Origin of the sequence: Azospirillum humicireducens (assembly GCF_001639105.2) — a bacterium.
Classification (GTDB): Bacteria; Pseudomonadota; Alphaproteobacteria; order Azospirillales; family Azospirillaceae; genus Azospirillum; species Azospirillum humicireducens.
This window is the reverse complement of record NZ_CP015285.1, coordinates 275,932-297,500: the sequence shown is the minus strand read 5'-3', so window position 1 is coordinate 297,500 and position 21,569 is coordinate 275,932. Positions and strand designations below refer to the sequence as shown.

Genomic DNA, 21,569 nt, shown 5'->3' with positions numbered 1-21,569 from the left:
CGCTATGCGCGAATGTCGCCCGCCTTCAGAGAGGCCCGCCTTCAGAGCGGGTCGTTGCGGTCCTGGCGTCCGACCGGCCGGGCATGGCCGATGATGGCGCTGAATCCGAACAGCAGCAGCAGAACGCCCATGATGATCTCGACACCGCAGATCAGGCGCACCGGCCCGGACACCGGATGGATGTCGCCATAGCCGACCGTAGCGAAGGTCACGATGGAAAAATAGATGCCCTCGGCGAAGGTGATGTCGCGCCGGACGCCCTCGATGACGAAGTTCGGCTCCGCCATGAAGCGGTCCATGATGGTGTAGATGGCGCCGAACAGGATGATGCAGAGCGAATAGAAGGTCAGGAAGGCGAAGGCGGGCAGGACGAGACGGGCCGATTGTTGGAAGAATCCTTCGAACAGCAGTCCGGCGTCGAGCAGGAAAATGGCGATGTCCCGCGATACCAGCGCCACGATGGCGGCGATGGCCGACATGGCCAGCAGGAAGACGGCACCGACCGCCTGCGCTTCCATGTCCTGTGCCGGCACCAGGAAGGTCAGGGCGCCGATGCCCCAGACCGGCGCCATCCACAGGAAGATGCGGTCGAAATGGCCGCCTTCGCGCAGGCGGCGCGACATCACGATCCGCCGGATATCCTCCGCCCGCCACCAGGCGCCGCCCAGGAAGGCGATCAGGGGCAGGACGAAGGCGATGCCCTGGGCCAACGGGTTGATGTTGTGGAAATTGCTTTCCAGAAAGAAGACGAAGATGCAGGCGTAGACGCCGATGAAATTGGTCAGCGCCAGCGTGAAGAACTGGCTGCCCGGAAACAGGTAGTGGAAGGCGCCGACCACCAGACCGACCGATCCCAGCAGGACGAAGGTCAGGTTGCCCGAGACCGAGCGGATCGACAGAGCGATCAGGCCCAGCAGCAATGCCGTCAGCAACGCCCCACCCAGCCAGGACTTGGACGCGCCCCGGCTGCCATGGGAACCGGAGGAAGCCGCCGCGGGAGACGGGCTGGCCGTCCGGGGACGGCGGTCGGGAACGATCTGGTCCATGGGGCGGCAAACCGGAACTGGAGGTGGCGCCGTCGCCGATGCCACGACGAAAGTCTTACTCCACACTTATAGCGGTTCGCCCGCCCCAACCGTCAGTGTTTTCCGCAGCTGCGACAAGGTTCGGAGTCCGGCTCCTGCCGCGCGGTCACCAGCCTCCGGTGGCGAGCCAACGGTCGACCATGTCGAGCCGATCCCAACCCCAGAAGGGCTCGCCGTCGACGATGACGAAGGGGGAGCCGAAAACGCCGCGCTCCACCGCGTCGTCGGTCTCGGTGCGCAGCCGGTCCTTGACCGTCGGGTCCTGCAGCGCCGCCGCCGCCGCCGCCCGGTCGATGCCCAGGCTGCCGAGTGTCCGCCCGGCGATCTCCGCCACCGTCTCGGCCGGGCCGATGTCGCGCCCTTCGGCGAAATGCGCATGATAAAGCGCACGGGCCAAAAGCTTCGCCTGCTCCGGATGCCCGTCGGTCAGCCAGTAGAAGGCGCGCGAGGCGGCGACGCCGTTGACCGGGGCCGAGTCGGGGAAGGTGAAGGGCGCGCCGGTCAGCCGGGCGATGCGGCCGACGTCATGGGTCAGATACTCGCCGCGCAACGGCTGCTGAAGGTTCGGCTTCATGCCCGTCACCTTGAAGATGGCGCCGAGCAGGACCGGGCGCCAGGTGACGGTGCGGCCGTGTTTGGCCGCCAGCTCGTCGATGCGCAGGCTGGCGAAATAGCCGTAGGGCGAGGCGAAGTCGAAATAGAAATCGATGGGATCCGGCACGCGCGTTTCCTCTCCGCTGAGCTTTTCGGAAAGGCTAACGCCGGGACGGAACAGCGTCCAGCGGTGCGTCCGGGGGGCATCGGGATAGCCACCCCCGGCGGGCCCGGTCAGACCGTGCGCACCTTGGCGTCGAAGACGTAGCCGGCACCGCGTTCGGTCTTGATGATGCGGGGTTCCTTCGGGTTCGCCTCGATCTTGCGGCGCAGACGCAGGATCAGCACGTCGATGGAGCGGTCGAACACCTCCGCCCCGTCGACACGGGTGAGGTCGAGCAGCTGGTCGCGGGTCAGCACCCGCTGCGGCCGCTTCACGAAGGCGGCGAGCAGGCCGAACTCCGCCTTGGTCAACTCCACCTCGCGCCCCTCCTGCCCGCGCAGGCGCTGGGCGGTGAGGTCGAGTTCCCAGTTGGCGAACTGCACGACGGCGCGCAGCTCGTCCGGGTTGCGCGGCGGGCGCGCATCGTTGGAGACGCGGCGCAGCACCGCCTTGATGCGGGCCAGCAACTCGCGCGGGTTGAAAGGCTTGGTCAGGTAATCGTCGGCGCCCAGCTCCAGCCCGACGATGCGGTCGACGTCCTGATCCTTGGAGGACAGGATGATGACGGGGATCTGCGAATCGGTGCGGATCTGACGGACAAGGCCCAGCCCGTCGCCATCGGGGAGGCGCAAGTCGCAGACCACGAGGTCGACAGGATCGCCGTCCAGGGCCTGCTTGGCCGAAACGGTGTCGTGCGCCGTGGTGACCCGGTAGCCTTCCCCCGCCAGATATGAGGCCAAAAGCTCCCGAATCGGCTCATCGTCGTCGACCGCGAGAATGTGCATGCCTGTTACCTCCCCAAACCTTCTTATCTCACGCGCGAGCGCCACGCAATGCGTTACAACCCCGTAACGGGTGCGGCCTCCTGCCCCTCCGCGTGAGTCCGTTGAAATCGCATTCTGCACCGGCGACACAAAATCACCCCTTCACGGACATTAACCGGAAACACGCTGCGGTTTAAATGCCGGCCATCGACAAGGAACGGTCCCCCGCCACAGGGCGCCGGACCGTTGCCGCGATGGGGAGCACAGCCATGTCGAACATCGATCATTGCCTGGAGCGTCTGGCCCTGCTCGACCGCGCCGATCGTCTGCTGAACGAGGTGCGGGTCTATGGACAGCACGGATCGGTTCGCGAAACGCTGGCGCAGCACCGGCTGTTGCTGGGCGAGGCGAGGCGCCACCTCGACTCGGCGCGCTCGGTCGGCCGGTTCGGCTGACGGGCCGCGAGCGACCATGCCCAGCCGCAACGCCCCGGCGCCGCTGGCGCCGCCCCAGCGCGCCCCGTCCCCGACCGCCAGGACGGCACGGCGCCTGCCCGCCGACGGCAACCGCCGTCCGGCGCAGGAGCGTTGCGCCCACCATTCCACGCATCATGCGGCAAATCATACACCCTGCGCGGCGGCGGCCCTGCCCCGTCCGGCCGCCGCGGCTCCCGCGCCGCTTTGGACCATGATGATGGAACGCTGGCTGGCGGCCACGCCCTGACGGTCTGCGGGGTCTGCCCGCCGGACCGCGACGCTCTCCCTATTCCCGCCCGATTTCGCGCCTATGCCGGTGACCGGGAGCCACAGAACCGGAGAGATCCATCATGACCCGCGCCATCCTTCTCGCCTCCACCGCCCTGCTGATGGCGGCACCGGGCGCCTTCGCGGCGACCGGAACGGCCAATGGACCGGGGGGGAACGGACCGGGGGGCGGGCAGCTGGCGCTGACGCGGGTCCTGCTGTCCACCGGCGGCGTCGGCTATTTCGAATATGAGGCGACGGTGACCGGCGACGCCGACCTGTCGCTGGAGGTGCGGCGCGATCAGGTCGACGACGTGCTGAAAAGCATCGTGGTCTATGACGACAAGGGCGGCGTCGGCACCATCGGCCTGCCCGGGGCGGAGCCGCTGGACACCGCCTTCCGCGAGCTGCCCTTCTCGCCCGGCGACCTGACCTCCCCCGCGGCGCTGCTGAGCGCCATGCAGGGGGCGGAGGTCATGGCCGGCGGATCGCGCCAGCTGACCGGCCGGCTGATGTCGGTGACCGAGGAGACGGTGCGGCTGCCCGGCAACGACGGCGCCACCGCCACCCGGCACCGGGTGACGTTGATGACGGCGGACGGCCTGCGCCAGCTGGTGCTGGAGGAGGCCGACACGCTGCGCTTCACCGATCCGGCGGTGCAGGCCCAGATCGACAAGGCGCTGTCCGCGGTGGCGGACAATGCCCGGCGCGAGCGGCGGCGGCTGACCGTGCACAGCAACGCGCCCCGCGATCCCCAGGCGGCCGGCGAGCGCCGCGTCCGCGTCGGCTATGTCGCGGCGACTCCGCTGTGGAAGGCGACCTACCGGCTCAGCCTGGGCACGGACGGCGCTGCCGCACAGGATGGGCAGTCGCAGAGCGGACGCGGCGCGTTGCAGGGCTGGGCCGTGCTGGAGAATCTCAGCGGCGAGGATTGGCGCGGCGTCGACCTGACCGTGGTGTCGGGCAACCCGGTCACCCTGCGACAGGCACTCTACACGCCTTACTTCGTCGAGCGGCCGGAAGTGCCGGTGGAGGTTCTTGGCCGCGTGCTGCCCAGCGCCGACGAGGGCACGGTGACGCTTGACGAGACCCGCGCGGCGATGCGCCCGCAGGCGGAATCATCGCGGGCCGCGCCACCGCCGGGCGCCGCCATGGCCGCCCCTCCCCCTCCGATGGCCGCCGCTCCGGCGCCGATGGCCCAACCGCTTGCCAAGACCGCGCCCTATGGGTCCGCCGCCGGGACGCCGGCCGTCGCCGCCGTGCGCAGCGCCGAGGCCGGCGCCGCCGAGGGCGCCCAAGTGCTGTTCCGCTATCCGCAGCCGGTCACCGTGCCGAATGGCGGAACCCTGATGATGCCCATCGCCGCGCGCGCGCTGCCGGTGGAGCGGGTGGCGCTCTACCAGCCCGCCAGCGACGGCCGCCACCCGCTGGCCTCGCTGCGGCTGCGCAACGACGGCGACACCGCCTTGCCGCCGGGGCTGCTGACCTTCTACGACCGTGCTTCGAAGTCCGATGGAAGCGGCGCCGCGGCCAGCGCCTATGTCGGCGATGCCCGCATGGCGACGCTGCCGGCGGGCGACAGCCGGCTGCTGTCCTTCGCCGTCGATCAGGCGGTGACCGTCGACCGCGAGGAGAAGCCGGGACGCCGCCTGTCCCGCGCGACCATCGCCGATGGCGTGCTGACCCTGTCGGTGACCGACCGGCAAAGCACCACCTACAGCGTCGCCGGCGCCCCCGACAGCGACCGCAGCCTGATCATCGAGCATCCGCGCCGCCCCGGCTGGGAACTGGCCGAACCGGTGGGCGGCAAGCCGGACGCGACCGCCGCCGCCTACCGCCTGCCGCTGGCGGTGCCGGCCGGCAAGACGGTGACGCTGACCGTGACGCTGGAACGGCCGCGGCAGGAGCGGATCGTCCTGACCGACCTGACCGCCGACCAGATCGCCGCCCGCGCCGACGCGGCCGAACTGCCGGCGGAGGTGCGTCAGGCGCTGACCACGCTGGCCGGCCTGCGCGGCGCCGTCGCCGGGAAGGAGCGCCGCATCGCCGAACTGGAGCGCGACCGGGCGGAGCGCATCGCCGACCAGGAGCGCCTGCGCGAGAACCTGCAGGCACTGCCGGCCGACAGCGACCTGCACAAGCGCACGCTGGCGAAGATGGCGGAGGCCGAAAACCGCATCGACGCGCTGGCCCGCGAGCTGGCGACCGCCCGCGGCGAAGCGGAGGCCGCCCGCCAGACCCTGCGCGAGCGGGTGAAGGCGCTGGCGATCTGAGGAACCACGGGGCGCGGCACCCTCAGCCGGCGCGGTCGAGCTGCTTGAGGAAGCCGATGTAGCGGTTGATGTCCTCCATCCGCCGGGCATGGTCGTTCAGGTCGGACAGGCGGCCCTCGATGGCCTTCTGCGCCCCCTCGACCTCATCGATGACGGCGTTGATGTCGGTCTGCAGGGCGTGGGCCGCGGTGGCGGCCTCGTCCATGCGGAGGCTGGTGTCGTCCAGCTGGCTGCCGACCGAGCGGACGGAGGTCACCACCTGATCGATGGCGCGGCGGGTATCGCCCAGCGTCTGCTTGGTGTCGTTGGCGAGCTTGCGCACCTCCGACGCGACCACCGAGAAGCCCCGCCCCGCCTCACCGGCCCGCGCCGCCTCGATGGTGGCGTTGAGCGCCAGCAGGTTGGTCTGGCTGGCGATGCCGTCGATCACAGACAGGACCTTCTCGATGCTCTTGACCACGGTGGACAGCTGGGCGAACTCGCGGACCAGCTCCTCCTTCCGTTCGTCATGGCCATCGAACAGGCTGGCGTGACGGTTCAACGTCGCCTCGATGGCGGACATGGAGCCGCCGATGCGCGCGGCGTAGCTGGCGGTTTCCTGGACGCCGCTGTTCAGCGTGACCAGGGCATCGAGATAGCTGTGCATCCGCTCGATCACGCTGTTGCGGATGCGGCTCAGCAGTTCCAGCCGGTTGTAGCGGGTGGCGATGAAATAGCTCTGGAACCGGGCGTAATGGACCGGAAAGCGGTCGACCATGTCGTCGGAAAAGGCGGTGCCGGGCGGGACCTCGAAGAACATCAGCGCCGACAGGGTCTGGTTGATGTTGATGCCCAGCAATTCACCGAAGGTGGAGAAGCCGGCGGCGGCCAGCCCGTCGAAGGCATGCAGCCGCGACAGCTGGTCGGAGTTGTTCAGTCGCCGCAGGATGCAGTCGTTCAGGATCGCGCCCGCCGGCCGCGGCTTGCCGCGCAGATAGGCCGTGAGGTCGTCCTCCGTCTGGCGGACGAAGTCGGTCGCCTCCACCAGGCACAGCGAATCGCCGGGATTGACGTCGCAATAGAAGGCGACCTCCCCCTTCTCGAAATCGAAGCCGGAGATGGAGCGGACGAACAGTTCCCCCTCCATCTCGATGGCGAAGGTGTTCTTGGCGAGCCTGGCCGGAAGCTCCTGCGGCTTGCACTGCAGCGCCTTGGCCAGCGCGTCGATGAAGCTCACCACCTCGAAGCCGTCGCGGTCGATCACGCCGCGCACGATCCGGCGCATCGGGTCGGCGTCCACCACCGCGAAGCGGGTCTGGGTCGGGCGGAAGTTCTGCGACTTGAAGATGCCGTAGCGGATGCCGGGCGCCATCTTCAGAAACACGGTCAGGGCGGAATTCTCCAGCACGCGCTGGCCGTCGAACAGGCGGGTGTGGCGGAAGTCGAGCGTGCCGCCGGCCGAACCGCCGATGAACAGGCAGGGGAAATGGCCGGAGCGGTAGACCGCCTCCATGAACCAGCTTTCGCTGGCCGACAGCCCGTCGATGAAGGTCAGCGCCACCGTATCGTGGCTGTCCACCGCGAAAGGAACCCGGACGCGGTCCAGTTCGCCGCGGATCGCCTCCACCCTCGCCGGCACATCGCGGGTCGGCCGGCCGCCACGCAGATCCTCGCAATGGAGCGGGACGGTGTGGATGCTGACCCCGGCGAACAGGCGCGGACTGAAGGATTGCAGGACCACGCTGTCCCAGCGGTCGCCGGCCTTGCGGTAGAGCGGCTGCCCCTCCGCCGCGCACAGTTCACCCGCGGTGGAGACCAGCACCAGCTGCGTCGCCGCCGGCAGGGCGGAGCGCACCGCGCGGGCGGTGGCGGCGAAATCGACATGCGGCGAGACGAAGCCGACGACCAGCGCCGGGGCGCCGGCGGCGAAACCAAGCGCTTCCAGTGCCGGGGCGCCGATCTGTGCGGACGGCAGGCACAGGCTGCGGATCGGCGCCTCCACCGCTCCGGCCGCCGCGGTCTGGGGGGGTGCGCCCGCGGACGAAGCGACGCCAGTGGCTGTGGCGGAGGCGGCCGAGGAGTCGGAGCGGAAGAAGGACAGCATGATGGGCAATTCCTCGGCGATATTGTTGTTTGTTTCCGCATCCTGGCAACGTCGATCCTTTCGCCGAAGCCCAGCTGCGGGACATTTTGCGGATAGCTTAACTTCCGATCGGTCACCGGCTTCATACGGGAGACTCCCTATCAGGCCGTGGCATCTGGTCGCACAACCTTATGGGGTGGGCGCCGATTCCGCTTGTGGGGCCAGCGAAACATTGGCATAAGGCAAGCCATAGGCCTGGGGTGCCGTGCGGTGGTCGCGCGGCTGAGAACACACCCATCGAACCTGTCTGGGTAATTCCAGCGAAGGGAGCCGCCGCATGATCCATGCGCCAGATCCGCATCCATTTTCCGTTCCCGACTCCGGACTCCGCCCGTCCGTCGCCGTCATCGGTGCCGGCTGCATCGGCCTTGCCATCGCCTGGAGGCTGGCGGCGGCCGGCTGCCGCGTCGAGCTGTTCGAACGGGGGCAGGCCGGCCGCGGCGCCACCCATGCCGCCGGCGGCATGCTGGCCGCCTGTGTCGAAACCGAGCCGGGCGAGGACGGGCTGCTGCCGCTGACCCGCGCCTCGCAGGCGCTGTGGCCCGACTTCGCCCGCGACCTGGAGGCGGCCAGCGGCATGGCGGTCGATCTCCGCACCGAAGGCACCATGGTCATCGCGCTCACCGCCGACGATGCCGCCAAGGTCCGCTTCCTGCACGGCTTCCAGCGCGACCTCGGCCTGCCGGTCGAGTGGCTGAGCGGGGCCGAGGTGCGGCGGCGCGAGCCATTCCTGCAGCCGGGCGTGGCCGGTGCCCTGTTCTGTGCCGGCGACCATCAGGTCGACAACCGCAAGGTCGCAGCCGCCCTGCAGCGCGCCGCCCTGGCCGCCGGTGCCCGCCTGCACGAGCAGTGCGGCGAGGTGGCGCTGGCGGTGGAGGGCGGTCGCGCCGTCGGGGTGCGGGTTGCTGCAACTCTGCACCGGGCCGACCGGGTGATTCTGGCCGCCGGAGCATGGTCGGCCGGCGTGCCGGGGCTGCCGCCCGCCGCGAAACCGCCGGTGCGGCCGGTCAAGGGGCAGATGGTGTGCCTGCGCATGGACGCCCGGCTGCCGCTGCTGCGCCATGTGGTGTGGACGCCCGGCACCTACCTGATCCCGCGGCTGGACGGCCGGCTGCTGATCGGCGCCACGACGGAGGAACGCGGCTTCGACGACCGGCTGACCGCCGGCGGCCAGTTCGCGCTGCTGGAGGGGGCGTGGCGCGCCCTGCCCGGCATCGCCGAGCTGCCCATCGAGGAGGCCTGGGCCGGATTCCGTCCCGGCAGCCGCGACGATGCGCCGATCCTGGGCGAGAGCGGCATTCCCGGCCTGATCCATGCCACCGGCCACCACCGCAACGGCATTCTGCTGACCCCGGTCACCGCCGACGGCATCGCCCGTCTGGTGCTGACCGGCGAGACCGACCCGCTGCTGCGCCCCTTCGCCGCCGACCGTTTCCTTGCCACAGGAGCCGCCGCATGAGCGCCGTCCTCCACATCAACGGCCGCGAAGAGCCGCTGTCCGCCGCGTCGGTCGCCGAACTGCTGGCCGCGCGCGGCATCGCCGCAGGCACGCCCGGCGTCGCCGTCGCCCTGAACGGCGCCGTGGTTCCCCGCCGCCGCTGGCATGAGACCCCGCTCCAGCCCGGCGACAGCCTGGAAATCGTCCGCCCGATCCAGGGCGGCTGACCCGTATTTCCCTCTCCCGCACCGCAACGCTGGAAGAATCCCCCTTGCCGGTCGCCGAAGGAGAGGGCCTTTGCAAAGGCTCCCTCATGTCCCAACCCACCTCCGACACCCTCACCATCGCCGGGCGCGGCTTCGGCTCGCGGCTGTTCCTCGGCACCGCCGGCTATCCCAACCAGCAGGTGATGCTCGACGCGCTGGAGGCCAGCGGCAGCGAGCTGGTCACGCTGGCGATCCGGCGCATCAGCCTGGACGGCTATTCGGAAAGCCTCGTCGACGTGCTGGCCCGCGCCACCGCCGGGCGGCCCACCGGCCCGGTCGGGCTGCTGCCCAACACCGCCGGCTGCATGACCGCCAAGGAGGCCGTGCTGACCGCCCAGCTGTCGCGCGAGGCGCTGGACACCCCCTGGATCAAGCTGGAGGTCATCGGCGACCGCGAGCTGCTTTATCCCGATGTGGAGGAGCTGCTGCGCGCAACCGAGGAACTGGTGAATGACGGCTTCGTCGTGCTGCCCTATTGCAACGACGATCCCGTCACCTGCCGCAAGCTGGCCGACCTGGGTGCGGCGGCGGTGATGCCGCTGGGGGCCTTCATCGGCTCCGGCATGGGCATCCGCAACCCGCATGCCATCGAGACGATCTGCACCCGCAGTCCGGTGCCGGTGGTGCTCGACGCCGGCATCGGCACCGCGTCGGACGCGGCGCTGGCGATGGAGCTGGGCTGTGCCGCGGTGCTGCTGAACACCGCGGTGTCGAAGGCGCGCGATCCGGTGCGGATGGCGGCGGCGATGCGCGCCGCGGTCAGCGCCGGGCGCGGCGCCCATCTGGCCGGCCGCATGCCGATGCGCGCCCATGCCGAACCCTCCAGCCCGCAGATGGGACTGATCGGCAGCTGACGGCGAAGGGGGGTGCCCCTTACGGTTGTCCAATCGGCCGCTTGATCCGGCGCGGCGGCTGACGCAGGCTGTCGCGAGAGCGCCCCTCAAGCCGGAGACCTCCGACCGTGCCCGCCACCTTCGACCCCCGTACCCCCGACTGGAAGGCGCGCTGCCTCGCCTCCTTCGAACAGCAGCCGATCTGCAGGACGCTCGGCATCGAGATGGCGGCGATGGAGCCCGGCTTCTGCGAGATGCGGCTGCCCTTCCGCGCCGACCTGACGCAGCAGCACGGCTTCTTCCATGCCGGCATGGTCAGCACGCTGGCCGACAATGCCGGCGGCTATGCCGCGCTGAGCCTGATGCCCGCCGGGGCGGAGGTGCTGGCGGTGGAGTTCAAGATCAACCTGATGTCGCCGGCCAAGGGCGACGTCATGATCGCCCGCGCCCGCGTGGTGAAGCCGGGCCGCACCCTGGTCATCACCCAGGTCGAGGTGTCGATGCTGGATGGCGGGGTGGAGAAGGACTGTGCCCTGATGCAGCAGACGACCTTCTGCGTGATGCCGAAATGATGGTCCATCCGGTTCGAAAAGGGGTTTCCATGCCGTCCATCCGTACCGCCGCCCTTCTGCTGGCCGGCGGCCTCGCCGCTGTCGCCGCTGTCTCCACCCCGGCGGAGGCCAAGGATCCGCCCTCCTGCGCTGCCATCTCCTTCCGTCCGCTGCCGAGCGGCACCCCGGACGGCGAGCAGGAAACCGGCCTCTACAAGTCGCGCTTCGGCAAGATCGAGGTGAAGGCCGACGTGAAGGGCGGTCTGGCCACCAACTACTACATGGTGCTGAACGGCAAGAAGGTGGACGGTCCGGCCGCACCGCCGAAGATGTCGGACGCCTGCCTGAAGTCCAAGCACGTCAAGCTGCCCTTCGCCAAGCAACCCCAGGGCGCCTGCACCGGCAGCCGGTTCCGCGTCGTCGTCGACCGGTCCGGCGCCAAGCCGGTCGCCGCCTTCTTCGGGCTGCAGGGCGAGGACTGGGCCTACTGCAGCGCCACCACCCTGTAAGGGCTGCGGCTCTTGATCCTGACCTGTCAGGATCAAGAGCTTCGGCGGCATGGGCCGCCGCCGCGCCAGTCGGCGCGGATACCAGCGGTCATCATCAATGACCGCTGGTATAAGGGCTGCGGCGCGGCGGTAGGCTTCTCCCGCTCCCGCCGCGCGCTCCTTACAGCAGGAACGCCGACGCCAGCCCGAGGAAGGCCAGGAAGCCGACGACGTCGGTGACGGTCGTCAGGAACACCGCGCTGGACACCGCGGGATCGACGCCCAGTTTCTCCAGCCCCAGCGGGATCAGCGCGCCGCTCAGCCCGGCCACCACCAGATTGATGATCATGGCGAGCCCGATGACGATGCCGATCATCGGGCCGTACCAGAGCAGCGCGATCACCCCGACCATCACGGCGAAGATGCCGCCGTTGATCAGCCCGACCAGCAGTTCCTTGCCCACCACCCGCATGGCGTTGGCCGACGACAGCTCGTGCGTCGCCAGCGCGCGGACGACGACGGTCAGCGTCTGCGTCCCGGCATTGCCGCCCATCGAGGCGACGATGGGCATCAGCACCGCCAGCGCCACGATCTGCTCGATGGTGCCCTCGAACAGCGAGATGACGCCCGAGGCCAGGAAGGCCGTGGCGAGATTGACGGTCAGCCAGCCGACGCGGCCGCGGGCGATGTCGGCGATGCCGCTGAACACGCCGGTGTCGCCCGACCCGCTCAGCTTGCGCAGGTCGTCCTCCGCCTCCTCGTCGATGATGCGGACCACGTCGTCGACGGTGATGACGCCGATCAGCCGGCCGGAGGGATCGACCACGGGGGCCGAGACCAGGGCGTATTGGCGGAACAGGTTGGCGACCTCCGCCCGTTCCATGGTGGCGGGGATGACGTCGACCTCGCCGGCGACCAGATCGGCGATGCGCATGGCCCGGCGCTGGCGCAGCAGCCGCGACAGCGGCACCGCCCCCACCACCCGGTGCATCGGATCGACGATGAAGATGTCGTAGAAATCCTCCGGCAGCGTATCGGTCGCCGCCCGGACGAAGTCGATGGTCTTGCCCACCGTCCAGAATTCCGGCACCGCGACCAATTCGCGCTGCATCATGCGGCCGGCGCTGTCCTCGTCGTAGGTCAGGTTCTCCTGGACCAGGGCGCGTTCGGCGTCGGGCAGCTTCGCCAGGATCTGCGCCCGCGTCTCCGCGTCCAGATCCTCGATCAGCTCGACGGCGTCGTCGGTGTCGAGATCGGCGACGGCGGCGGCCAGTTCCTGCGGCTCGAACCGTCCGATCAGCGCTTCGCGCAGATCCGGGTTCAGGTAGGACAGCACCTCGCCGTCCAGCTCCGCCGGCAGCAGGTCGATGAGGTCGGCGCGCTCGGCCGGGTCGGCCTGCTCGATCAGGTCGGCGATGTCGGCGGCATGCAGCGCTTCCAGCCGCGCCAGAACGGCGTCGCGTTCGCGGGCGCGCAGCAGGGCGACGATCTCCTCCACGAACTCCGGCTCGACGCCGTAGGGACGTTCGTCCTCCGCCTCATGGCCCATGGGACGATGTCCATGGGGATGGGCCGCGCTGTCCGGCCGCAGGTCCGGCGTGTGGGGATCGGTGTGCATGCCGGCACCCTCCCTTCGACGATGGCAACGCCCGAATGCCGGGATGACCGACGGCACGGCAACGGCAACGCGGCTCCGCGACTTCGGACGGCAGGCCGGCGGCGTTCGGGCTTTGCGGGTTGTGGAAGACCCCTACGCGGTACCATGGTCCCGGCGCAGAGGACGGGAGCCGCACCGGCGGGGGCGCCCCCGACATAGAGGCGCCGCTGCCGTTTGTCCAGCCCGGTCGGGCATGGAAAAGCCGCTCCCGGCGCTTTTCCCACCATACCCTTGCACCGCCGCAACCCTTCATGTTCCCATCACGGCGTGCCGCATCACGGGGAGAGGGGCCCGACCCGGCTATGGAGTATGCCTTCACCACCGTCGGCGACCGCGACGGCATCCTGCTGTCGGGCCGCTGCACCTATGAGGATGGCAACCGCTTCCACGACATGCTGCGCGACTGGGACTTTGCCGCCACCCCGGTGGTGCCGATCGACCTGCGCTTCGTCACCTTCATCGACTCCGCCGCCATCGGCATGATGTTCATCCTGGCGAACCGCTGCCGCGAAGCCGGCGGCCACATCGTCGCCAGCGGTGCCGCTCCCCACATCGTCCGCGCATTGCGCCGCGCCGCGCTCGACCGCTGTATCGAGTTCCGGTGACGCCCGGCGCGCCGGCGGGAAAGGCTGCAATACGAAAAAGCCCGCTCGGTCTTTCGACCTGCGGGCCTTTCGTCACTCCCGTATCCCCGGGATGGTCCCATCTGCATGGGAGAGTGGTGCGGTCGAGAAGACTCGAACTTCCACGGGTTGCCCCACAGCGACCTCAACGCTGCGCGTCTACCAATTCCGCCACGACCGCATCAGGCTGGTAGTTCCCGACGTCCGCTTGCGCGCCTCATCGGGTGGAGCGGGTAGATATCAGCTTCCCGACGGTCGATCAAGCGCTACAATCATCATCCGCGAAGAAAAATTCGGAACGGCCCTCCGGCCGCTCCGCCGATCCTGAAGCCGACACCGTCAGAGACCCCATCGAATGACCTCCCCGACCAGCCTGTCCGCCAGTCAGACCCAGCTCGACACCGTGGCCCCGCAGCCGATCGAGTGGCGCATCTCCGACGAACCGGTGCCCTACCCCGACGCCATCGCCGAGATGGAGGCGCGCGTCGAGGCGATCCGCGCCGGCACCGCGCCGGAGATGGTCTGGCTGCTGGAACATCCGCCGCTCTACACCGCCGGCACCAGCGCGCGGGACGAGGATCTGCTGGAGACCGACCGTTTCCCCGTCTACCGCAGCGGCCGGGGCGGCCAGTACACCTACCATGGGCCGGGACAGCGGGTGGCCTACGTCATGCTGGACCTGAAGGCGCGCGGCGCCGACATCCGCGGCTTCGTCCGCGACCTGGAGGAGTGGATCATCCGCACGCTGGCCTCCTTCAACATCAAGGGCGAACGGCGCGAGGGCCGCGTCGGCATCTGGGTCGACAAGCAGCCCTATGGCGGGCTGAAGGGCCAGGAGGACAAGATCGCCGCCATCGGCGTGCGGGTGCGGCGCTGGGTCAGCTTCCACGGCATCGCCCTGAACGTGGAGCCGGACCTGTCCCATTTCGGCGGCATCGTTCCCTGCGGCATCGCCGAGCATGGCGTCACCTCCATCGTGGCCCTGGGCCAGCTGGTGACGATGGAGGATGTCGACTCAGCCCTGATCGCCGCCTGGCCGGAGGTATTCGGCGGCGCGATGCGGGAAGACAGCGGTCACTGAACCGCAAATCCACATCGCCGCCTCCGCGGCTCCAGATCGTATCACCCATCCGGCGCCAACGGGCCAGGAGCCTGACAGATCAGGCTTCAGGCTCGCCGGCGGTGAACAGACGCGTCCGGGCGATCACTGGCGCCACATCCTTTTGGCGTATCAAGCACTATATTCATCAATCTAAAATACAACCCAATACCCACATTATTTGAAAATCAGAATATTTTCTGATTCTTTTTCTCACAATAAGGGAGTTACCCCAGACGGTCGCCTCATGTAAGTTATGGATGATCAAACATAAAACAACTTTTACCGCGCATTGGCCATCCCGCGCATCACATCTTTTTGATGTAGATATCAGAACCTGACGTCGCTCAAACGGCCTGCCAAAAGACGCACGAAGACTTTCAAACAGAATTGAAACTGAACGCCACTGATTTTTCAGCTGCGGCAGCGATAAGGCGCATCCGGCATTTCCGGAAATCCTCTTGGTTTCTCATCGAGCATCACTGGGAATCCGCAAGACCAACTCGGGGAGACTCTTGTCATGGCATCGGGGACTGTAAACATCCTATCCATTGACGGCGGGGCGATGATGGGCGTCGTGCCCGCGCGCCTCCTGTCCTACATCGAGGGCAATGCGAGCAGTGGCACGGTCGGCGGCGTCACGGTGCCAACCCCGGTCACGGTTTCCGGCGGCAAGGTTCCGAACATCGCCTCGCAGTCCGGCGACGCGTTCCAGTACATCGCGGGGACATCGACCGGCGGGCTGCTGGCGGCCGCGCTGGGGATCACCCCGCTGACGGCGGGAGCCACCGGGCCGCTGACCGCGAATGGCGCCCTGGACTTCTACCTGAACAACGCGGCGACGATCTTTCCCGGCAGCGTCACCGAAACCGAGATGCTGCTGGGGAATACCCCGTCCTTCGGCAATCTGGCCCTCGCCAACACCATCGCTGGCAGCTATGGCGCGCCGAACGGCGCCCAGGCCCTGCTGCGCACACCCAACGGGAACAATCCTGCGACCTTCTCCGCATCGGCGGTAACCAACCCCTTCACCGGCAGCGACAGCTGCGCCACCCTGGCGCAGGCCAAGCCGACCCTGCTGATCACCACCTTCAACAACAACTACCCGCAGGCATCCGGCACGCCAACGCTGCCGACCTACGATGTCCCGGTGGCGGCAGGCATCTATTCCGCCAACAGCGGCACCAACTCCACGCCGCCGGGACCGCTTTTCCTGACGAACACCACCACGGATTCCTCCGGCAACAGTCTCAGCGTGTTGCAGGCCTGCCTGATGACCAGCGCCTTCCCGATGCTGCTGCCGCCGGTCCCCTATGATCTCCAGTTCAATCCGAGCGGCAGCGACGCGAAATCGATCAACTACTTCCTGGATGGCGGAATCTATGCAGGCAGCCCGGCACTGGCCGCCTATCTGTTCGCCATTCAGAACGATCTGGAGATCCAGAGCTTCATTTCCGTCGGCTGCGGTTCGACGGCAATCGAAAGCGGGCTGAATTACTCAACGGTCTGGAAATGGGGATCCGGACTGAATCCGCTCTCACTCTCGTCGGGCTGGATGTCGTTCATCAGCTCGATGCCGCTGCTGGACCTGATGTCGCATGCCCCCGCCACGGTGATCAACGGCATCCTCAGCCAATTGCTGCCGGGAAAATTCTTCCGGCTTCAGCCGCAGATCCCGGCCGGCGCCGGCCCCGCCTGGAGCAACAACCCCTCCACGCTCAACAGCTGGCTGACGGCGGCCGACACGCTGGTAAGCACCATGAACAGCACCACCGAACCGGGTAAGGACATCTCGGTCTGGCAGGCGATGATCAACGCCGTCACCGGCCAAACCTGACGGCATCCAGCGCCGGGACCGGTGCCCCGCCGGTCCCGGCTGCATCTTCAGTACTTCTTGAACCCGCCGGCGGCCGGCGTTCCGGCCTGATTGCCGGCGGGGTTCACGCGCGGGTCCTTGTTGTCCATCGACTGCACGGTGCAGGCGGTCGAATCGCCGTTGCGGAACAGGTAGATCTTCTTGCGGTCGGCCTTCCGGTCGGGATCGTTCAGGTTCAGCCCATGGCCGAAGGCGACGCCCAGCACCTCGCCATTGAAATAGGCGCGGAAGCGCAGCGGCGTGATCTCGGTGAAGCGCAGGGCGGCGCAGTCCCGGCTCAGCTCCTTCTCGAACGTGCCGGCCTTGCGCCAATCCTCCTTGGAGCGGATCGTCATCCATTGCGGCGGCAGCGGGAACTGCACGATGGGCGGCGCGATGGGCAGGTCGGGGCCCGGCTGCGGCGGCGGCAGATGGCCGGGCTCGGTCCGCTCCAGCGCACCGGCCAGCGCCGGGGAGCCGCCCGCAAGCAGCAGACCGCACAACAAGCCGGCGGCCACAAGGCGCGCCTCAAATCCGGACATCGAACCCACGCTCCTCGATCTCGCCGACCGGCTTTTCCTTCGCCGGCATCGGTTTGGCAGATGCTGCGGTCGCCACCTCTCCCAGCAGCCCGGAGAGCGACAGGGTCAGCTCCAGCGCCCCGCCATCCTCCTCCGGCGCGCCCAGCGGCGACAGGGTCAGCGTGCCTTCCAGCCCCTGCGGCGGCTTCGTCATCGCTTGGGACAAAACCTCCACGACGCGGCCCAGATCGTCGATGGCGACCCGGTCGGTCGCGACCGTCAGCCCCTTGCCCGGCCGGATGGCGGAGCGCAGGACGCCCAGCACGCCCGCCAGCCCCTCCGCCTTGTCGTCCGCCGGCACACGGGCCAGCATCAGCGCGGCGGCGTCCAGCCTCACATCCACCCGTCCATCGGCCAGGACAAGGCCGATCCCGCTCAACTCGACCGCCACATCCTGCCGGCCGCCCTCCGCCAGCGGACGCAATTCGCCTGCCCGTCCATCCAGCGCCGCGAGTGCAGCCCGGCGCTCCGCGTCGCCGAACCGGGTGGTCAGCGCCGTCTCCACGCCATCGGTATCGTCCATGCCGAAGGCGGCCAGAAGCCGGCCCAGGTCGCGGGCCAGCGCCTGGATCGCCGGTTCCAGCCGGTCGGCAAGACCGGCCGGCGGTTCGGCCGGCCGCGCCGGCGCATTCTCCGCCGCCTGCGGTCCCAGGCTGAGGCGGACAGCCGCGTCACGACCCGGTACGGCCGGGGTCTTCGGTGCCGGCGCCGCCATAGCCCCGCGCACAGCCCTGCCCTTCGCCTCCGCCGCCTTGGCGAAGACGCCGGTGAGCATGGCCTTCACACCGGCCACATCCGGTTTCCTGGCGGTCATCCCGGCTGTCGTCCTCCCAACCCTGACCCCGGCCAGCATGCCGCCGTCATGGTTAGCGGAACGCTAATGCGGACGTCACGCCGTAGGCCGCTGTTCGAAGCCGGCCATGCCGGGATCCTGCTCCGGTTCGGACACCACGTCGCGGACGATGGCAGAGGGCGGGCCGCGGCGGCAGGCCTCCAGCATGCGGTCGATGGCGTCGGCGGGACCGGCGAACAGCGCCTCCACCGTCCCGTCCGTCCGGTTGCGGACCCAGCCGGTCAGGCCCAGCCGGCCCGCGGTATCGACGGTCCAGCCGCGATACCACACGCCCTGCACCTTGCCCTGGACGCGGACGCGAACCGCCTTCCGATCAACCGCGCTCATGCGGAACCACCGGCCGCGGCGGCGTTGCGCTTGCTCTGCTCCTCGTCCAGCAGGGCCTTGCGGGACAGCTTTCCGATCATGGTCTTGGGCAGCTCCCGGCGGAATTCCACGACTTTCGGCATCTCGATGGGCGACAGCTTGTCCTTCAGGAAGGCGTGCAGCTCCTCGGCGGTCAGGCTCTGCCCCTCGTCCAGCCGGACATAGGCCTTCACCGTCTGGCCGCGATACTCGTCCGGCACCCCGGCCACCACGCACTCGGCGACGGCGGGGTGCAGGTAGATCGCCTCCTCGACATTGCGCGGATAGACGTTGAAGCCGCTGCACAGGATCATGTCCTTGATGCGGTCGACGATGGTGGTGTAGCCGTCCTCGTCCATCACCCCGACGTCACCGGTGTGCAGCCGGCCGTCGACGAGCGTCTGCGCGGTCTCGGCCGGGCGGCGCCAGTATCCCTTCATCACCTGCGGCCCGCGGATGCAGACCTCGCCCTTCTCGCCCGGCGGCAGCACGCGGCGCGGCTCCTCCAGGCTGACGATCTCGACGATGGTGCCGGGCAGCGGCAGGCCGATGGAGCCCTTCTTGGCCGCATGCAGCACCGCCGGGTTCACAGTGGCGACGGGCGAGCTTTCCGAGAGGCCATAGCCCTCGACCAGCGTGCAGCCGGTCGTGCGCTCGAACGCCTCCTTCACCTCCAGCGGCAGCGGCGCCCCGCCCGACATGCAGAAGCGGATGGAGGACAGGTCGAAGTCCTTCAGGTGCTTGTGGTGGTTGATCGCCGTGTAGATGGTGGGGACGGCGGGGAACAGGGTGATCCGCTCCTTCTGCAGGGTGCGCATCACCTGCTCCAGTTCGAAGCGCGGCAGCAGGACGATCTCCGCCCCCAGATGCAGGCCGAAATTCATCACCGCGGTCATGGCGAAGACATGGAACAGCGGCAGCACGCCCAGCATGCGCTCCTGCCCGTCGTCAGCGCCTTCGCCGGGCTTGCGCTCCTTCGCCGCGTACCAGGTCGCGCACTGGACGGTGTTGGCGTAGAGGTTGGCATGGGTCAGCATCGCGCCCTTCGGCACGCCGGTGGTGCCGCCGGTGTATTGCAGGACGGCGACATCCTCGCGCGCGTCGATGGCGACCGGCGCCGGCCGGCCATCGTTGGCGATCAGTTGGGCGAAGGGGATGTGGCGGTCGTCGCGCGGAATCGCCGCGATCTCCGCCTTCTTGGCGATGGGGAACAGCCAGTTCTTCGGAAAGGGCAGGATGTCGGCCATGCGGCAGATCACCAGCCGCTTCAGCCCGGTCTCGGCCAGCATCCGCGCCATCTTGTCGTACAGCAGCTTCAGGTCCAGCGTGACCATCAGCTCGATGTCGCTGTCGCCGATCTGGTGGACGAGTTCGCGTTCGGCATAGAGCGGGTTGAAGTTCACCACCGTGCCGCCGGCCTTCAGGATGCCGAAGAAAGCGATGACGTAATAGGGCGTGTTGGGCAGGAACAGCCCGACCCGCGTGCCCTTCCCCACTCCGATGGCCTGGAAGCCGCGGGCGGCGCGGTCGACCAGCTGTCCCAGCTCGCGATAGCTGGTGCGTTTGCCCAGGAAATTCAGACAGGGCTTGGCGCCATGGCGGGCGACGGCGCCGTCCAGCAGTTCCGTCAGCGGACGGGCCGGGATCGGCATCGCCCAGTCCACCGTCGGCGGGTAGGAGGCAAGCCAAGGATGGTCGGGCAATGTGCGGGCGGCTTCTCCCATGCGCGTATCCTCCCCAATGTTCGTTTCCGGAAACCGGTTTGTCCCGGCTCCGCCACACCCCGAAGTCTATGCGCCGGAGTGGAGGATTGTCCCCTGGAGAGGAGATGGTTACGCGCAGGGCATGAACAAGCGGGGGCACAAGCAGGAGATGAAGGGACCTGCGCCAACGCCCCCCTAACGCCCGCCGCGCAACCGGTGCAGCACTTCCACCGCCATCCATTCGGCGAGGTTCCCGTCTTCGCCGTCCAGGAAGACGGCGACCGAGACCGGGACCGGCCCCGGCATGTGGTAGGCGACCGGCGTCACCCCCGGACCGCCGCCGGTGTGGCCCCAATAGGGTCCGGCCGCCGGATCAAGCTCCATCATCAGGCCGAGGCCATAGGACGGCTCCACCCACGGCCTGCCGGTCATCGGCCCACCGACCGGAAGGCCGTCACGCATCCGCCGCAGCAGGGCATCCGGCAGATACTCCTCGGTCAGGCCATGGACGAGGCGGCAGGCATCGGACACCGTCATCGCCACCACCCCATGCGACACCCAGCCGGGATGATAGGCCTCCGCCACCGGCCGGCCGCCGAAGGCCGGGCTCGGGCCGAAGAACAGCCCGGCGAGGTCGGAGCGGTCGCGCAGCAGCGCCGCGCTGGACAGGCCGAGCGGGGTGAAGATCTCGCGTGCCAGCATCTCCGCCAGCGGGGCGCCGCCGGCCCGCTCCAGCAGCCGGCCGACCAGCAGATAGCCGATGTTGGAATAGGCGAAGCTGCCGACCGGCGGACCATTCTCACTTTTGGCCAAACCGCAGCGGGCCAGGAACTCGTCGCCGCTCCATGGATCGCCGCCGCCGGCGACGGCGGCATGATAGTCGGCCCGCCCGCCATAGTCGGGCAGTCCGGCCCGGTGCATCAGCAGCTGGGCGACGGTGACAGCCCCCGGCCGGCCGGCCAGTTCCGGCAGCCAGCGCTCCGCCGGCCCGTCCAGATCGACGACGCCGCGCGCGGCCAGCCGCAGCACGGCGGCGGCCAGGACGGTCTTGGTCAGGCTGTAGACCAGCGCACGCTTCCCCGCCGGATCGCCACCGCCCCCCTGATCACCGCCCCCCGTCTCGCCGCCCCCCGTCTCGCCGCCCTTGCGGCCCGGCACCGCGCGCCGCCGCAGTTCCAGCGTGCGCAACGGCTCCGCATCGGCGCCTCGCCCGCGGAGGAAGGCGACCAGCGCGGTGCCGGCGGGGGCCGGGCTCATGCTCTCCTCCTCCAGCAGGCCGGCAAGGGCGGTTCTCAGCAGCCCCAGATCCATATCGGCCATCGCCGCGTTGCTGTCGTCCTTGCCCATCGCCTGCCCGCTCCCGTCCGGTGTCCTGCTTGTCGCCACCGATAAGAAGGCTCTCCCGCGGCAGAAAGAAATCCGGTCCGCTCCCACTGGGGCGCCCAGCAAGGGCGCCGTTAACCACGAACTGCCGGCTGTCGCCAGCCGCTCACCTGCGCTATCCTTGTGCAACAGCCCCAGCGGAAGGCCGGG

The 21,569-nt window shown here is 68.9% G+C and carries 21 protein-coding genes and 1 tRNA gene; 11 read left to right on the top strand and 11 right to left on the bottom strand.

The window, feature by feature from the left end; translation table 11 throughout:
• Nucleotides 1-41 precede the first annotated feature (41 nt).
• From A6A40_RS01320 to A6A40_RS01310, 3 genes are all read right to left on the bottom strand, one after another.
• A complete protein-coding gene (locus tag A6A40_RS01320) occupies nucleotides 42-1,046 on the bottom strand; it encodes a potassium channel family protein (protein WP_063633791.1) in 1,005 nt (334 codons plus the stop codon).
• A gap of 145 nt (nucleotides 1,047-1,191) precedes the next feature.
• Nucleotides 1,192-1,806, bottom strand: a complete 615-nt coding sequence (locus A6A40_RS01315; RefSeq protein WP_063633790.1) for a 2-hydroxychromene-2-carboxylate isomerase — start codon at nucleotides 1,804-1,806, stop codon at nucleotides 1,192-1,194.
• Between the two features lie 107 nt (nucleotides 1,807-1,913).
• Nucleotides 1,914-2,627, bottom strand: coding sequence for a response regulator (locus A6A40_RS01310; RefSeq protein WP_063633789.1), 714 nt, complete (start codon nucleotides 2,625-2,627; stop codon nucleotides 1,914-1,916).
• A gap of 248 nt (nucleotides 2,628-2,875) precedes the next feature.
• On the opposite strand from A6A40_RS01310, the gene A6A40_RS01305 reads away from it, so the two are divergent.
• From A6A40_RS01305 to A6A40_RS01295, 3 genes are all read left to right on the top strand, one after another.
• The gene (locus A6A40_RS01305) at nucleotides 2,876-3,061 is read left to right on the top strand and encodes a hypothetical protein (RefSeq protein ID WP_063636062.1); all 186 of its coding nucleotides are present in this window, start codon (nucleotides 2,876-2,878) and stop codon (nucleotides 3,059-3,061) included.
• 16 nt (nucleotides 3,062-3,077) lie between these two features.
• Entirely contained in the window at nucleotides 3,078-3,329 is a 252-nt protein-coding gene (locus tag A6A40_RS01300) for a hypothetical protein (RefSeq protein WP_063633788.1), read from the top strand.
• Nucleotides 3,330-3,432: 103 nt separating this feature from the next.
• A complete protein-coding gene (locus A6A40_RS01295; RefSeq protein WP_063633787.1) occupies nucleotides 3,433-5,622 on the top strand; it encodes a hypothetical protein in 2,190 nt (729 codons plus the stop codon).
• A gap of 22 nt (nucleotides 5,623-5,644) precedes the next feature.
• Here the strand turns inward: A6A40_RS01295 and A6A40_RS32250 are convergent, their stop codons facing one another.
• Nucleotides 5,645-7,705, bottom strand: a complete 2,061-nt coding sequence (locus tag A6A40_RS32250; protein WP_082860684.1) for a methyl-accepting chemotaxis protein — start codon at nucleotides 7,703-7,705, stop codon at nucleotides 5,645-5,647.
• 316 nt (nucleotides 7,706-8,021) lie between these two features.
• On the opposite strand from A6A40_RS32250, the gene thiO reads away from it, so the two are divergent.
• The 5 genes from thiO to A6A40_RS01265 all read left to right on the top strand — a co-directional run bounded on the left by thiO (nucleotide 8,022) and on the right by A6A40_RS01265 (nucleotide 11,341).
• A complete protein-coding gene (gene thiO, locus A6A40_RS01285; protein WP_063636060.1) occupies nucleotides 8,022-9,203 on the top strand; it encodes a glycine oxidase ThiO in 1,182 nt (393 codons plus the stop codon).
• On the top strand, nucleotides 9,200-9,409 hold the full coding sequence (thiS, locus tag A6A40_RS01280; RefSeq protein WP_063633786.1) for a sulfur carrier protein ThiS: 210 nt from the start codon (nucleotides 9,200-9,202) through the stop codon (nucleotides 9,407-9,409). Before thiO ends, thiS begins: the two co-directional genes overlap by 4 nt.
• An 86-nt stretch (nucleotides 9,410-9,495) precedes the next feature.
• Nucleotides 9,496-10,302 carry a thiazole synthase gene (gene thiG, locus A6A40_RS01275; protein ID WP_063633785.1) on the top strand — a complete coding sequence of 269 codons (807 nt, stop codon included), beginning with the start codon at nucleotides 9,496-9,498 and terminating at the stop codon, nucleotides 10,300-10,302.
• A gap of 107 nt (nucleotides 10,303-10,409) precedes the next feature.
• Nucleotides 10,410-10,853 carry a PaaI family thioesterase gene (locus tag A6A40_RS01270; protein WP_063633784.1) on the top strand — a complete coding sequence of 148 codons (444 nt, stop codon included), beginning with the start codon at nucleotides 10,410-10,412 and terminating at the stop codon, nucleotides 10,851-10,853.
• A 29-nt stretch (nucleotides 10,854-10,882) separates the two neighbouring features.
• On the top strand, nucleotides 10,883-11,341 hold the full coding sequence (locus A6A40_RS01265; protein WP_236783701.1) for a hypothetical protein: 459 nt from the start codon (nucleotides 10,883-10,885) through the stop codon (nucleotides 11,339-11,341).
• A 160-nt stretch (nucleotides 11,342-11,501) separates the two neighbouring features.
• On the opposite strand, the gene mgtE is transcribed toward A6A40_RS01265, so the two are convergent.
• Nucleotides 11,502-12,938, bottom strand: coding sequence for a magnesium transporter (gene mgtE / locus A6A40_RS01260; protein WP_063633782.1), 1,437 nt, complete (start codon nucleotides 12,936-12,938; stop codon nucleotides 11,502-11,504).
• A 341-nt stretch (nucleotides 12,939-13,279) separates the two neighbouring features.
• Between mgtE and A6A40_RS01255 the strand changes: the two genes are divergently transcribed.
• On the top strand, nucleotides 13,280-13,582 hold the full coding sequence (locus A6A40_RS01255; protein WP_063633781.1) for an STAS domain-containing protein: 303 nt from the start codon (nucleotides 13,280-13,282) through the stop codon (nucleotides 13,580-13,582).
• Nucleotides 13,583-13,696: 114 nt separating this feature from the next.
• Here A6A40_RS01255 and A6A40_RS01250 read toward each other — a convergent pair.
• Nucleotides 13,697-13,781: transfer RNA gene (locus A6A40_RS01250), tRNA-Leu, on the bottom strand.
• Nucleotides 13,782-14,018: 237 nt separating this feature from the next.
• Between A6A40_RS01250 and lipB the strand changes: the two genes are divergently transcribed.
• A complete protein-coding gene (lipB, locus tag A6A40_RS01245) occupies nucleotides 14,019-14,681 on the top strand; it encodes a lipoyl(octanoyl) transferase LipB (protein WP_236783799.1) in 663 nt (220 codons plus the stop codon).
• Between the two features lie 595 nt (nucleotides 14,682-15,276).
• Nucleotides 15,277-16,536: a patatin-like phospholipase family protein gene (locus A6A40_RS01240; RefSeq protein WP_158279269.1), complete on the top strand. Its 1,260-nt coding sequence runs from the start codon at nucleotides 15,277-15,279 to the stop codon at nucleotides 16,534-16,536.
• A gap of 47 nt (nucleotides 16,537-16,583) precedes the next feature.
• Here the strand turns inward: A6A40_RS01240 and A6A40_RS01235 are convergent, their stop codons facing one another.
• The 5 genes from A6A40_RS01235 to A6A40_RS01215 form a co-directional block, all read right to left on the bottom strand.
• The gene (locus A6A40_RS01235) at nucleotides 16,584-17,096 is read right to left on the bottom strand and encodes a hypothetical protein (RefSeq protein WP_063633778.1); all 513 of its coding nucleotides are present in this window, start codon (nucleotides 17,094-17,096) and stop codon (nucleotides 16,584-16,586) included.
• Nucleotides 17,083-17,949, bottom strand: a complete 867-nt coding sequence (locus A6A40_RS01230) for a hypothetical protein (protein ID WP_063633777.1) — start codon at nucleotides 17,947-17,949, stop codon at nucleotides 17,083-17,085. Before A6A40_RS01230 ends, A6A40_RS01235 begins: the two co-directional genes overlap by 14 nt.
• Nucleotides 17,950-18,024: 75 nt before the next feature.
• Nucleotides 18,025-18,315, bottom strand: a complete 291-nt coding sequence (locus A6A40_RS01225; protein WP_063633776.1) for an acylphosphatase — start codon at nucleotides 18,313-18,315, stop codon at nucleotides 18,025-18,027.
• Nucleotides 18,312-20,057 carry a long-chain-fatty-acid--CoA ligase gene (locus tag A6A40_RS01220; protein ID WP_063633775.1) on the bottom strand — a complete coding sequence of 582 codons (1,746 nt, stop codon included), beginning with the start codon at nucleotides 20,055-20,057 and terminating at the stop codon, nucleotides 18,312-18,314. Before A6A40_RS01220 ends, A6A40_RS01225 begins: the two co-directional genes overlap by 4 nt.
• 174 nt (nucleotides 20,058-20,231) lie before the next feature.
• On the bottom strand, nucleotides 20,232-21,383 hold the full coding sequence (locus tag A6A40_RS01215) for a serine hydrolase domain-containing protein (protein WP_063633774.1): 1,152 nt from the start codon (nucleotides 21,381-21,383) through the stop codon (nucleotides 20,232-20,234).
• Nucleotides 21,384-21,569 lie beyond the last annotated feature (186 nt).

What these genes read in the sequence shown, in the direction of transcription:
- A6A40_RS01320 (WP_063633791.1), bottom strand. Translation starts at nt 1,046, where the DNA reads ATGGACCAGATCGTTCCCGACCGCCGTCCCCGGACGGCCAGCCCGTCT.
- A6A40_RS01310 (WP_063633789.1), bottom strand. Translation starts at nt 2,627, where the DNA reads ATGCACATTCTCGCGGTCGACGACGATGAGCCGATTCGGGAGCTTTTG.
- A6A40_RS01305 (WP_063636062.1), top strand. Translation starts at nt 2,876, where the DNA reads ATGTCGAACATCGATCATTGCCTGGAGCGTCTGGCCCTGCTCGACCGC.
- A6A40_RS01300 (WP_063633788.1), top strand. Translation starts at nt 3,078, where the DNA reads ATGCCCAGCCGCAACGCCCCGGCGCCGCTGGCGCCGCCCCAGCGCGCC.
- A6A40_RS01295 (WP_063633787.1), top strand. Translation starts at nt 3,433, where the DNA reads ATGACCCGCGCCATCCTTCTCGCCTCCACCGCCCTGCTGATGGCGGCA.
- A6A40_RS32250 (WP_082860684.1), bottom strand. Translation starts at nt 7,705, where the DNA reads ATGCTGTCCTTCTTCCGCTCCGACTCCTCGGCCGCCTCCGCCACAGCC.
- thiO (WP_063636060.1), top strand. Translation starts at nt 8,022, where the DNA reads ATGATCCATGCGCCAGATCCGCATCCATTTTCCGTTCCCGACTCCGGA.
- thiS (WP_063633786.1), top strand. Translation starts at nt 9,200, where the DNA reads ATGAGCGCCGTCCTCCACATCAACGGCCGCGAAGAGCCGCTGTCCGCC.
- thiG (WP_063633785.1), top strand. Translation starts at nt 9,496, where the DNA reads ATGTCCCAACCCACCTCCGACACCCTCACCATCGCCGGGCGCGGCTTC.
- A6A40_RS01265 (WP_236783701.1), top strand. Translation starts at nt 10,883, where the DNA reads ATGCCGTCCATCCGTACCGCCGCCCTTCTGCTGGCCGGCGGCCTCGCC.
- mgtE (WP_063633782.1), bottom strand. Translation starts at nt 12,938, where the DNA reads ATGCACACCGATCCCCACACGCCGGACCTGCGGCCGGACAGCGCGGCC.
- A6A40_RS01255 (WP_063633781.1), top strand. Translation starts at nt 13,280, where the DNA reads ATGGAGTATGCCTTCACCACCGTCGGCGACCGCGACGGCATCCTGCTG.
- A6A40_RS01235 (WP_063633778.1), bottom strand. Translation starts at nt 17,096, where the DNA reads ATGTCCGGATTTGAGGCGCGCCTTGTGGCCGCCGGCTTGTTGTGCGGT.
- A6A40_RS01230 (WP_063633777.1), bottom strand. Translation starts at nt 17,949, where the DNA reads ATGACCGCCAGGAAACCGGATGTGGCCGGTGTGAAGGCCATGCTCACC.
- A6A40_RS01225 (WP_063633776.1), bottom strand. Translation starts at nt 18,315, where the DNA reads ATGAGCGCGGTTGATCGGAAGGCGGTTCGCGTCCGCGTCCAGGGCAAG.
- A6A40_RS01220 (WP_063633775.1), bottom strand. Translation starts at nt 20,057, where the DNA reads ATGGGAGAAGCCGCCCGCACATTGCCCGACCATCCTTGGCTTGCCTCC.
- A6A40_RS01215 (WP_063633774.1), bottom strand. Translation starts at nt 21,383, where the DNA reads ATGGGCAAGGACGACAGCAACGCGGCGATGGCCGATATGGATCTGGGG.